Source organism: Bacillus sp. SH5-2 (assembly GCF_008368905.1).
In the GTDB taxonomy this organism is placed as follows: Bacteria; Bacillota; Bacilli; order Bacillales; family Bacillaceae_G; genus Bacillus_A; species Bacillus_A luti.
On sequence record NZ_QOSD01000011.1, the window covers coordinates 98,964 to 111,719 of the forward strand.

Genomic DNA, 12,756 nt, shown 5'->3' on the forward strand with positions numbered 1-12,756 from the left:
ATTGCAAAGTGAAAACGCTTTTATTAAAATAGATTTATGAAAACGGTTGCGTAAAGATAAAAGTAAAGTAAAATGAGGGATCGTTTTCATAAAGGAAACAGAAATTATAATTTAAATCATTATGTTGTTATAAATAAAGGGGAGGAAGAACAGATGAAAATTACGTCTTTTGATTTTTGGCAAAAGTTCGGGAAAGCATTATTAGTTGTTGTAGCTGTAATGCCAGCAGCTGGTTTAATGATTTCTATCGGTAAGTTAATTGGGATGTCTGCTGGGGATATTAACGCAGTTCATACAATCGCTCGCGTAATGGAAGACATCGGTTGGGCAATTATTACAAATCTGCACATCTTATTCGCAGTAGCAATTGGGGGATCTTGGGCGAAGGATCGCGCAGGTGGTGCATTTGCAGCGCTACTAGCATTCGTCTTAACAAACAGAATTACAGGAGCTATATTTGGCGTAAACGCTGAAATGTTAGCGGATTCAAAAGCGAAAGTTTCTTCAGTATTAGCAGGAGATTTAATTGTAAAAGATTACTTTACTTCTGTACTTGGTGCACCAGCATTAAACATGGGAGTTTTCGTAGGGATTATCACAGGTTTCTTAGGAGCTACTTTATATAACAAATATTATAACTATAACAAACTGCCACAGGCATTAGCATTCTTTAATGGAAAACGATTCGTACCATTCGTTGTAATTGTTTGGTCTACAGTAACTGCAATTGTATTATCACTTTTATGGCCATTCATTCAAAGTGGATTAAATGAATTTGGCCGCTGGATTGCAGCTTCAAAGGATAGTGCACCAATTGTTGCACCATTTGTATATGGAACGTTAGAGCGTTTACTATTACCATTCGGTTTACACCATATGTTAACGATTCCGATGAACTACACAGAGCTAGGCGGAACATATACGATGTTAACTGGCTCAAAAGTTGGACAAGTTGTAGCAGGGCAAGATCCATTATGGCTTGCATGGATTACAGATTTAAATAACTTATTAGCAAGTGGAGATACAAAAGCATATAACGATCTATTAAATAATGTTGTACCAGCTCGTTTCAAAGCTGGACAAGTTATCGGTTCAACAGCAGCGTTAATGGGTATTGCTTTCGCGATGTTCCGTAATGTTGATAAAGAAAAACGTGCAAAATATAAACCAATGTTCTTATCAGCTGCATTAGCAGTATTCTTAACAGGTGTTACAGAACCAATTGAATTCATGTTCATGTTTATTGCACCAGTATTATATGTTGTGTATGCTATTACAACAGGACTTGCATTCGCATTAGCAGATTTAATTGATTTACGTGTTCACGCATTTGGATTTATTGAGTTAATTACTCGTACACCAATGATGGTTAACGCAGGTTTAACAAGAGACTTAATCAACTTTGTTATCGTTTCATTAGTATTCTTCGGTCTGAACTTTACATTATTCAATTTCTTAATTAAAAAATTCAATTTACCAACGCCAGGACGTGCAGGTAACTATATTGATAATGAAGATGAGGCATCAGAAGGAACAGGAAATGTACAAGATGGTTCACTAGCAACAAAAGTTATTGATTTATTAGGTGGAAAAGAAAATATTGCTGACGTAGATGCTTGTATGACACGTTTACGTGTAACGGTAAAAGATTTAGATGTTGTTGCACCAGAGGCGCAGTGGAAACAAAATGGTGCTTTAGGACTTATTGTAAAAGATAAAGGGGTACAAGCAGTATATGGTCCGAAAGCTGACGTATTAAAGTCAGACATTCAAGATATGTTAGGTGCGTAATAATATGAAATTGCTAACTTTAAACTGTCACTCTTGGCAAGAAGAGAATCAAATGGAAAAGATAAAATATCTTGCTAAAGTCATTCAAGAAGAAGAGTACGATGTCATCGCATTGCAAGAAGTAAGTCAGTCGATAGGGGCTAAAAATGTATGCGGTAACAAGAAAGAAGATAATTTTGGACTTTTACTATTAGAAGAGTTAAAAGCATTACATGTAAAAGATTACAATATTACTTGGGATTTCTCTCATATTGGTTATGATGTGTATGAAGAAGGATTAGCGATTATAACAAAACATAGTATTATAAAAGAAGATACGTTCTTTGTATCAGAAAACAAAGATACAACGTATTGGAAAACACGTAAAATTGTAAGTGCAACAATTGCTTATAATGGTAAGAATATAACGTTTTACTCTTGCCATCTCGGTTGGTGGAATGATGAAGAAGAGTCATTCAAAGGTCAAATCGATCGTTTGATGGAGCGTGTAGATAGTAATGAGCTTGCCTTCTTAATGGGTGATTTTAATAACAATGCTCGTTTGGAAGGCGAGGGTTATGAGTATACGATGCAAAAAGGTTTGTATGACACATATGAACTAGCGATAGAGAAGGATGAGGGAACAACTGTCCAAGGCGAGATTGCTGGTTGGGATGAAAATAAACATAATTTGCGAATCGATTTAATACTGTGTAACCAAAGTGAAAAGGTTCGTTCTTCAAAAGTCATTTTTAATGGTACAAACCGAAAGATAATTTCAGATCATTTCGGTGTAGAAGTACAAGTAGATATATAATAGAAGAAATCCTCACAGATGATGAAAAGCTGTGAGGATTTTTTTTAGGAATACAAGTATTTCCAAGAGAAAATACTTGTATTTTTTATGACATTTCCTATATATTTGTTATTATTGAATGTAAAACTAATTTGGTCATTTTGTATGCATACTTTTTTTACTTCGTTATATAATGAAGTAAGTGAAATATTTAATGGGAATAATAGTATGTTTTCGTTTAATCCACGATGTAGAAAGTGATATAATTGCAAAATGTATGTATCATTTTCTAAAGAAGGAAAAATATATGATTAGGTGATAACTTATATGAAACAGATTTGGCGTATTTATAAGACAGACTTACGGAATGTGGCCAAACATTGGGCTGCGATTGTTATTGTATTAGGTTTGATGGTTCTACCATCGTTATATGCGTGGTTTAACATTAAAGCCTCTTGGGATCCTTACGGAAATACGAAAGGAATCCAGATTGCAGTTTCTAACCAAGATGTTGGATCAAATTTAAGAGGAAAAGATATTAACATTGGGGAAGAAATTGTAGATTCACTTAAGAAGGACAAAAATTTTGGGTGGAAGTTTGTTGATGAAAAGCAAGCAATTTATGGAGTAGAGCGTGGAGACTATTCTGCAAGTATTACTATCCCAAAAGATTTTTCGGAAAAGATTGCAACAGTCTTGAATGAAAATCCACAGAAACCAGAAATTGATTATTACGTAAATGAAAAGGTAAATGCTATTGCACCGAAGATTACAGCGAAAGGTGCATCGGGTCTTACAGAAGAGATTAGTAAAAACTTTGTTAAAACAGCAAACGGTGAGATTTTTAAAATCTTCAATGACCTTGGAATCGATTTAGAAACGAACTTACCGAGTATCGAGAAAGTAAAAGATCTTGTATTTAAATTAGAAGCTCAGTTCCCAGAAATGAATACACTCATGGATAAGGCGCTAGATGATGCGACTCGAGCGGAAGATATTGTGAAAGTGGCACAAAAAGATTTACCTGTTGTAGAGAGTGTAATAAATGATGGGCAAGAAGCGTTGGCAAATTTAGATAAGTTCTTTGCGAATCAAGATCAAACGTTGAAAAACGCTCCAGGAACGATAAGAAATGATTTAGTAGTAGCACAAGGTGTCATGGATAGTGCAGCTGCATTTACCGACTTTTTAATGAATCCAGGTGTTGATTTAAACATTCCTGATTTCTCTGGAATGAATGGATTACCTGAATTCCCTGCAAGACCGGACCTTTCTAAGTTGAATAGTGATGGTTATAAGGGGATAGCACAAAATATTAATCAAACAGTAAATAATGTTTTAAGCTCATCACGTGCAGGAACAGCTTATGGGAAAAGTGTTGTAAATGGATTGCAAAATGGTCAGTTTGATCCAGAGCAAGCAAAGAAAGATTTAAATGCAGTATCAGATCAACTGCAAGCTCGTACAGAAAATATTTCATATCTTATTAATATATTTACTGAACTTCAAAACTCAGCCACGACTGATTTTGGAAAAAGCTTCTTCCAAGGTCGAGTGGATCGCTTAACTAAGCTTAAAAGCGGTATGGAAAATGCGAATAACGGAATTAAAGATATCGTAAATGTTATTGGTACAGGACAAGAAGTAAAGAAAGATGTAACAGATGTAGCAAATCAAAAGTTAGATGCAGCAAATGCATTAATTGATCAAGCGGAAAAAGATTACAATGAAACATTTGTAGCAGATTATAAAAAAGCAGTTAGCACAGTAGATCAAGCTAAAGCAGATGCGAATGAAATGTATGATAATGCAAAAGCGGATTATGAGAAAGCAAAGAATAGTCTTGAAAGTACTAAATCTAGTGTTCAAAAAGCATTAGAGGATGTACAAAATAGAGGTATTAATGGCTTAGAAGGTTCGAAGGAAGCCTTAAAAAGTTTAAATGGTCAATTCCAAGCTGGAATCGGTTTAATTGATGATATGATTCCTGTTCTAGAAAGCACAAATAAGGTTTTAGCAGATGTAAATAGTGATAAAAACCTTAATAATGGAATTGCGAAATTAAATAAAGCGAAAAGTAGTCTGCAAAAAGGTGTAGAGGCAACAAATAAGGGAATTACACTTCTTAACAATGGCCAGAAACCTACAAAAGATGTAATTGAAAGTATTAACAACGCTGCGAAGGGCGGATCAGCTCAATTAACAGATGTATTATCGACGTATGATTCAGAAATTGTACCAGGCTTCAATACAGCAATTGCTCGTACAAAAGAGATGTCGAAAAATACAACTCAAATTTTAAATGATGCAGACAAAAAGCTTCCAGATGTTAAAAAATTACTAGAAGATTCATCAAAAGGCTTAGTAGACGGTAGAAAGAAACTAGCAGATATTAAAGCTGAAATGCCAGCTACTGAGAAAAAGATTAAAGAGTTAGCAGATAAAATTCGTGATTTTGAATCAGAAGAGGATATAAAAGACATCATACGCTTATTGAAAAATGATGTTGAAAAGCAAAGTGACTACTTTGCGAATCCAGTAAATTTAAAAGAGAATAAATTATTTGCGATGCCGAACTACGGTTCAGCGATGTCACCATTTTATACAGTGCTTGCATTATGGGTAGGCGCATTATTAATGGTTTCATTATTAACGGTAGAAGTACATGAAGAGGGCGCGAATTATAAGAGCCATGAAGTTTACTTCGGACGTTTATTAACATTCTTAACGATAGGTCTTTCACAAGCGTTTATCGTATCCATGGGAGATATATTCTTACTCGGTACGTACGTAGTCGATAAATTCTGGTTTGTGTTATTTAGTTTATTTATTGGTGGAGTCTTCGTTTGTATCGTATACTCACTCGTTTCTATTTTCGGAAACGTTGGGAAATCGATGGCGATTATTTTACTTGTACTGCAAGTAGCGGGATCGGGTGGTACGTTCCCAATTCAAATGACACCACCGTTCTTCCAAGCGATTTATCCGTTCTTACCATTCACATATGCAATTAGTGCAATTCGTGAAACAGTAGGTGGAATGCTTTGGGATATCGTAACGCGAGATTTACTTGTATTAAGTGCTTTCGTAGTAGTTATGATTGTTGCTGCGCTATTACTGAAAACACCAATTAACAAATCAAGTGAAAAATTCGTTGAGAATGCAAAAGGAAGTAAAATCATTCATTAAAATAAAAGGTTCCTACCGATAGTGGTAGGAACCTTTTTGTTTAATCAAATTTTAATTTTTTTAATGCTTCTGCGAATGGGTTGTTTAATGGTTCTTCTTCTTTGTTTTGTTGTTTCATATATTTTTGAACGTCGCGCTTATCAGCTTTGTTTCCAGATTCTTTTTTACGTCTTTCTTGGAATGTAGAAAGTTTTTCGCGATAGCCACATTTACATGCGAAAATTTGGCCAGCGCCTTCACCGCGTAATTCTAACTTTTTCTTACACTGCGGGCAGCGTGCGTTTGTAGTGCGGGATACATTTTTACGGTGACCACATTCACGATCTTGGCATACAAGCATTTTGCCTTTTTTACCGTTTACTTCTAACATCGGTTTGCCGCAGTCTGGACAAGACTTCGTTGAAATATTGTCATGTTTATATTTTTTATCACTCGATTTAATTTCAGAAACAATTTCTTTCGTATAGTTCTTCATTTCAGAAATGAATACTTCTTTTTTCAGCTTACCTTTTGCGATAGCCTCAAGTTTTTGTTCCCATTCACCAGTTAGTGTAGGGGATTTTAACTCTTCTGGTACTAAATCAAGTAACTGACGGCCTTTTGAAGTAATATGAATATCTTTGCCACGTTTTTCAATTAAGAACGAATTGAATAGCTTGTCGATAATATCAGCACGCGTTGCTACAGTACCTAATCCACCAGTCGATTTTAATGTATCAGCAAGTTGTTTATTGTGCGTATCCATATATTTTGTAGGATTCTCCATTGCTGAAAGTAAAGTTGCTTCATTAAATCGTGCAGGTGCTTTTGTTTGACCTGATGTTTGCATAATTAACTTTACAGTTAATGTATCACCTTTTTCAATGTGAGGTAGAAGTTGCTCTTTTACGTCATCCATTACATCGTCATCTTCAAAGCGATTTTCATATACTTCTTTCCAACCGGCATGTAGAATTGTTTTCCCACGTGCAATGAATGTTTCCTTGCCAACTTTTGTACGTAATGTTAGTTGCTCGTATTCGAATGCTGGGAATAAAACAGCTAAGAAACGTTTTACAACTAAATCATAAATTTTACGCTCTTTATCTGTGAAGGCTGAGAAGTTAACGTATCCTTCTGTTGGAATAATTGCATGATGATCGCTTACTTTACTATCATCAACAAATGATTTATTAGGCTTGATAGGTTTTTGTAATACTTTATGTGCTAAAGGACGATATTCTCCGACGCCACAAGCTTTTAGACGTTCTGGAAGTGTTCCAACGATATCAGATGAAATGTAACGTGAATCTGTACGAGGATACGTTAGCACTTTATGTTGTTCATATAACTTCTGCATAATGTTTAATGTTTCTTTAGCAGAATAACCAAACTTTTTATTTGCATCACGCTGTAATTCAGTTAAATCGTAAAGACCAGGAGAGAATGACTTCTTCTGTTTTTTATCAATTTCCACAACAGTGGCATTTTGTTTATCTAGATTTTTTACAATATCATCAATTTTTTCTTTATTAAAACTACGGCTATTACCGTTTGCATCTTGCCAAGTTAGTTTTAACTGATTCGTTGTTTGAGCTTCGATACCGTAGTAAGTTTGAGCTTTGAAGTTCTTTATTTCATCTTCACGGCTCGCGATCATAGCAACAGTGGGTGTTTGTACACGACCACAATTTAGCTGAGCATTAAAGCGAGTTGTTAAAGCTCGAGTTGCGTTAAGGCCGATATACCAGTCAGCTTCAGAACGTGCGACAGCTGAAGCGTATAAATTATCATATGCTTTACCGGGTTTTAAATTTGCAAAGCCATCTTTAATCGCTTTATCAGTAACAGATGAAATCCATAGACGTTTGATCGGTTTATTAATGCGAACCTTATCAATAATCCAGCGAGCGACCAATTCTCCTTCACGTCCAGCATCTGTCGCTACAATAATTTCATTTACATCCTTTCTAAGTAGCTGGCTTTTCACAGCATTGAATTGTTTCCCAGTTTGTTTAATAACCGTTAATTTCAAACGCTCCGGTAGCATCGGTAAATCTTCTAAATTCCACTTTTTATATTTCACATCATAACTTTCTGGGTCTGCTAATGTAACGAGATGACCTAAAGCCCAAGTTACAATATATTTACTACCTTCAAGATAGCCGTTTCCTTTTTTATCACACTTCAGTACGCGAGCAATATCTCGTGCAACGGAAGGCTTTTCAGCGATTACAACGCTTTTTGACATATTAAAAACATCCTTTCAAATTTCCATACGTTAAATATAGCATACATTTTCTTGAGATTCAGTTACGCTCGAAGTTTGAATGATTTTTGATGAATGGAAATAAAGATGGTGTTGAAGATGTTTCTATTAAAATAGCAAAAAAAATTTGTTTCTTGTTATGCAGACCGTATTGTCGTTTTAAAGGACGGAAAAGTAAAGAACTTGTTATTTTATTAGAATAAGAGTAGACTTTGAATTAGATGAATAATAAACACATGGGAGTTTGTGGATGCAAACTGAGAGTATGACTATTAATCCGTCATTGACCATTTGAACCTGTTGGATAATGCCAGCGTAGGGAGAGTGTAAAAGCACATATTCAGACACTTTGCGTACGCAAAGTGTCTTTTTGTGTATCTCCCACCATTATAGTTAGGAGATGAAAAAAATGAATGTACAAGAAATTAGTAAAGTAGTGGATTTAGTAAGAGATTCTAATCCGCTTGTTCATAATATTACAAATGTTGTTGTAACAAATTTTACAGCGAACGGTTTGCTAGCGTTAGGGGCATCGCCTGTAATGGCGTATGCAAAAGAAGAAGTGGCAGAAATGGCTAGCATTGCGGGAGCGTTAGTATTAAACATGGGGACACTTCGTCCTGAAGAAGTAGAAGCGATGTTACTTGCGGGTAAATCAGCAAATGTGAACAATGTACCAGTACTGTTTGATCCAGTTGGTGCAGGAGCAACGTCTTATCGAACAGAAGTTGCGAGACATATTCCGGCTGAAATCGAGTTAGCGATTATCCGCGGAAATGCAGCTGAAATAGCGAACGTTATTAATGAGAGATGGGAAATTAAAGGGGTAGACGCTGGTGCTGGACAAGGAAATGTTGTAAGTATTGCAAAACAGGCAGCAGATGAATTGAATACAGTTGCGGTGATTACTGGAAAAGAAGATGTTGTTACAGATGGAGAGCGAACTGTTCTCATTCGAAACGGTCATCCTATTTTAACGAAAGTTACGGGGACAGGTTGTTTACTAACTTCTGTAATAGGAGCTTTTACAGCGGTAGAAAAAGATTACGTAAAGGCAGCCGCGGCGGCATTAACATTTTATGGAGTAACAGCGGAACTAGCAGCGGCTAAAACGGTAGAAAAAGGACCTGGTAGTTTCCAAATTGAATTTTTAAATCAATTAGCGAATACAACTTCAGCTGATATTGAGAAGTATGGAAAGATTGAGGAGTTAGAGTAAGAGGAGTGAAAGAAATGGCACGCATTGAAATAGATAAAATGTCTAAGCTATTGCAAGTGTATTTTATTATGGGAAGTAATAACTGCATGAAGGATCCGTTAGCTGTATTGAAAGAAGCGTTAGACGGCGGAGTGACACTTTTCCAATTTCGCGAAAAGGGAGAAGGAGCTTTAACGGGAGAGAAACGTTTACAGTTTGCCAAAGAGGTGCAAGCACTTTGCAAGGAGTATGGTGTACCGTTTATCGTAAATGACGATGTTGAATTAGCCATTGAACTAGATGCAGATGGTGTTCACGTTGGACAAGATGATGAGGGAATTACATCTGTTCGTGAAAAAATGGGTGATAAAATTATTGGTGTATCTACACATACAATTGAAGAAGCACGCTGGGCAATTGAAAATGGGGCTGACTATTTAGGTGTAGGACCTATTTTTCCAACGAGTACAAAAAAAGACACGAAAGCTGTTCAAGGAACGAAAGGATTAGCCCATTTTAGAGAACAAGGAATTATGATACCGATTGTCGGTATTGGTGGGATTACGATTGAAAATACTGCTTCTGTTATAGAAGCAGGTGCGGATGGAGTCTCTATTATTTCTGCGATTAGTTTAGCGGAATCTGCTTATGAAAGTACAAAGGAGCTAGTAGAGGAAGTAAGTAAGAGTTTGTAGAAGAAGGCTATGTAGTAATAAAATGCTACATAGCTTTTTATTTTTGTCTGATATTGATATTCAGAAAAAGGGAGATGATTGTTTTGAAACGTAAACAGTTTGTAGAGTTGCAAAATGAATTATTTCGTTTATTCGAACAAGGAGACTTTGATGTTATTTATAGATACATAGATAAAGCGAAAAGAGAGTTCCCTGAAAGGATGGATAAAACTAGCTTTTGGGAAGCGTGTGTACTTTCAATAGAAGGGAAGTATGAAGAAGCAATTGTTAGTTTAAATGAAGCTTTACAAAAGGGGATTTGGTGGAATCCACATACACTTATGCAGGATGAAGATTTAAAGGGATTACGAGAGAATGCTGCTTTTAAAATGATAGTGAAAAAGTGTGAAGAAATCTTTAAGAAACAGCAGCTAACAGCCGACCCGAAATTATTTACTTATGGAAATGAAGAGGCGAAGACAGGGCTATTTTCTTTACATTGGAGAGGATCAAACATAAATGATTTTGCACTGTATTGGTATGGAGAAGAAATATTACGTGAGTATATGTTAGGTTTTTCTCAATCCTCACAAGTACATGGAATGAATTCTTATAGCTGGGATAAGCATGATATAGCTATAAAAGATATTATGAAAAATTTTAATGATTTTATAGATAAATATGACTTGGAAGACATCATCCTTGCGGGAGCTTCTCAAGGGGGAAATATAGCGATAGAGTTAGCGTTAAAGAATATGTTAGCGACTCAAAAATTTATTGCAGTGATACCCGCTATTCGAGATGTTGAGGCGATTGAAAGTATAGTCGTATCAAATGATATAACGAATATAGAAGGATATATTGTTATGGGAGATAAAGATCCGTTTTACGAAAACACGCTTCAATTAATGGCGATGTTCGAGAAATATAATGTGAACTGTAAACTAATTGTTAGAGAAGGTTTGGGTCATCTTTTCCCAGCGGACTTCACACAAATATTAAAGAACATAATGGAAGAATGGACAGTTAAAAATATTTAAACAAACGTTTGATTAAAAAAGCACAAACCTTTTTAAATATAGGTTTGTGCTTTCTATTTAAAACATAATTGATATTAAGAGCATTCCAATTCCGATAGAAGTAAAGGTTGCGATTAGACCAGGAATCATAAAGCTATGATTTAGTACATATTTCCCGATGCCTGTTGTACCAGTGCGGTCAAAGTTAATGGCAGCAACGATTGTCCCGTAGTTTGGAATGAAGAAGTATCCGTTTACGGCAGGGAACATCGCAATTAGTAATGCTGGTGGAATACCAAGAGATAGTCCAAGTGGCATTAAAGCACGAACTGTTGCTGCTTGGCTGTACAGTAAAATAGATAGAATGAATAATGCGATAGCAAATAGCCACGGTGCACTTGTTACTAAATGCTGAATAGATCCTTGAATCATATTTAAGTTTCCATTAAAGAAAGTATCTCCCATCCAAGCGATACCGAAAATAGCAACAACTGCTGTTGCGCCCGCTTTGAAGACATTACCAGAAACAATGCTTTCTACATTTGGTTTACAGAAAATAATAATAAGAGCTGCGATAGTTAACATAACCATTTCAATTGTGTTGGGCATGGAGAGACGAACTAACTTCTCGTCAACCATCCATCCTGGACGAAGTACTTCAAATGAACCAAGAAGTACGACAAGAAAAGTTCCTACTAGGAAAAGGATAACTGATAATTTAGCACCTTTTACACCTACAAATTCTTTTTTCTCTTCAAGCTTAGGAATCATGCCTTCTTTTAATCGTTTTAAGTATTCAGGGTCTTCATTTAGTTCTTTCCCCATTTTACTAGCAACGAATGCAGCTACCATACAAGCGATGAAAGTAGAGGGGATACTTACTTTTAAAATATCTAATAAAGTGATTTTATAGTCAGCTAACATTGCTAAAAGAGCAACTGTGGCAGCTGAAATGGGACTAGCTGTAATTGCTTGTTGAGAAGCGATTACGGCAATTGACATTGGGCGTTCAGGTCTAATTCCTGATTCACGAGAGACTTCTGCGATAACAGGAAGTACGGAATAGGCAACGTGACCAGTGCCAGCACATAGTGTGAATAAATAAGTAACAATTGGAGCAAAAAAAGTAATACGCTTTGGATTTTTTCGTAATGCTTTCTCAGCTAGATGAACAAGATAGTCCATTCCTCCAGCAGCTTGCAAAGCACCCGCAGCAGTAATTACTGCTAAAATCATAAGCATTACATCGATAGGAGGAGCGGTTGGTTGTAAGTGGAAGACAAAAACAAGTATTGCCATACCAACTCCACCCATTACTCCTAAACCAACTCCGCCTAAGCGTGCACCAATAAAAATACAGAGTAATAAGGTAAGAAATTGTAGCCAAAACATGATAAACTACCTCCGAAATTCATAAGTTAAGATATATTCGAATAGTTTAATTTGAATGAAAATTAAATAATTAATCAAAAGAAACCTCGATTTTTCTACATTTTTTATTATATAACACAAAAAAAGTAACATTCATGTATTTTTTGAAATTATTTCGAAAAAATAATACATTGGAACTTTGTATTTATATCTCTAAATAAGTGGACATTTTAATCTGTATGTTGTAATCTTTGAAAGAGAATAATTTAATTCTCATAGAACTCCCATATCGTTCAACTCGTTCAGCGAGAAAGGCAAACTGATGGAAACATGAGGACGCAAAACTACAGGGGCTAAGGTCGAAAGGCTATGCTAGCCAGTTACCGGACGGATAGGGTTGGTCTTGACCAATGCTTTTTTCATTGGTCTTTTTTTTATATTTATACCCATTTGAGAACAGTTATCGATTAGGTATAAAAATATTTTAATAT

9 protein-coding genes and 2 riboswitches are annotated in these 12,756 nt (G+C 35.7%); of the genes, 7 read left to right on the plus strand and 2 right to left on the minus strand.

All coding sequences use genetic code 11. The features are described 5' to 3' along the window. The first annotated feature begins 153 nt into the window (after nucleotides 1-153). The 3 genes from DN410_RS08835 (at nucleotide 154) to DN410_RS08845 (ending at nucleotide 5,755) form a co-directional block, all read left to right on the plus strand. Entirely contained in the window at nucleotides 154-1,791 is a 1,638-nt protein-coding gene (locus DN410_RS08835; protein WP_149176202.1) for a PTS transporter subunit IIBC, read from the plus strand. 4 nt (nucleotides 1,792-1,795) lie between these two features. Further along, nucleotides 1,796-2,587, plus strand: coding sequence for an endonuclease/exonuclease/phosphatase family protein (locus tag DN410_RS08840; protein ID WP_149176203.1), 792 nt, complete (start codon nucleotides 1,796-1,798; stop codon nucleotides 2,585-2,587). 306 nt (nucleotides 2,588-2,893) lie between these two features. Continuing rightward, nucleotides 2,894-5,755, plus strand: coding sequence for a YhgE/Pip domain-containing protein (locus DN410_RS08845; RefSeq protein WP_149176204.1), 2,862 nt, complete (start codon nucleotides 2,894-2,896; stop codon nucleotides 5,753-5,755). A 40-nt stretch (nucleotides 5,756-5,795) separates the two neighbouring features. Here the strand turns inward: DN410_RS08845 and topB are convergent, their stop codons facing one another. Beyond that, on the minus strand, nucleotides 5,796-7,985 hold the full coding sequence (gene topB, locus DN410_RS08850) for a DNA topoisomerase III (protein ID WP_149176205.1): 2,190 nt from the start codon (nucleotides 7,983-7,985) through the stop codon (nucleotides 5,796-5,798). Nucleotides 7,986-8,074: 89 nt separating this feature from the next. Here topB and DN410_RS28365 point away from each other — a divergent pair, with 89 nt between their 5' ends. The 4 genes from DN410_RS28365 (at nucleotide 8,075) to DN410_RS08865 (ending at nucleotide 10,915) form a co-directional block, all read left to right on the plus strand. Beyond that, nucleotides 8,075-8,206 carry a hypothetical protein gene (locus DN410_RS28365; RefSeq protein ID WP_255446703.1) on the plus strand — a complete coding sequence of 44 codons (132 nt, stop codon included), beginning with the start codon at nucleotides 8,075-8,077 and terminating at the stop codon, nucleotides 8,204-8,206. Nucleotides 8,207-8,229: 23 nt separating this feature from the next. Next, nucleotides 8,230-8,342: riboswitch (TPP riboswitch) on the plus strand. 70 nt (nucleotides 8,343-8,412) lie between these two features. Next, nucleotides 8,413-9,222, plus strand: coding sequence for a hydroxyethylthiazole kinase (gene thiM, locus DN410_RS08855; RefSeq protein WP_149176206.1), 810 nt, complete (start codon nucleotides 8,413-8,415; stop codon nucleotides 9,220-9,222). 14 nt (nucleotides 9,223-9,236) lie between these two features. Then, nucleotides 9,237-9,896 carry a thiamine phosphate synthase gene (thiE, locus tag DN410_RS08860; protein WP_149176207.1) on the plus strand — a complete coding sequence of 220 codons (660 nt, stop codon included), beginning with the start codon at nucleotides 9,237-9,239 and terminating at the stop codon, nucleotides 9,894-9,896. Between the two features lie 83 nt (nucleotides 9,897-9,979). Continuing rightward, entirely contained in the window at nucleotides 9,980-10,915 is a 936-nt protein-coding gene (locus DN410_RS08865) for an alpha/beta hydrolase (protein ID WP_149176208.1), read from the plus strand. Nucleotides 10,916-10,972: 57 nt separating this feature from the next. Here the strand turns inward: DN410_RS08865 and DN410_RS08870 are convergent, their stop codons facing one another. After that, nucleotides 10,973-12,286 (minus strand): anaerobic C4-dicarboxylate transporter family protein, encoded by a 1,314-nt coding sequence (locus DN410_RS08870; protein ID WP_149176209.1) that lies wholly within the window; start codon nucleotides 12,284-12,286, stop codon nucleotides 10,973-10,975. Nucleotides 12,287-12,568: 282 nt separating this feature from the next. Continuing rightward, nucleotides 12,569-12,653: riboswitch (cyclic di-GMP riboswitch) on the plus strand. The last annotated feature ends 103 nt before the right edge of the window (nucleotides 12,654-12,756 follow it).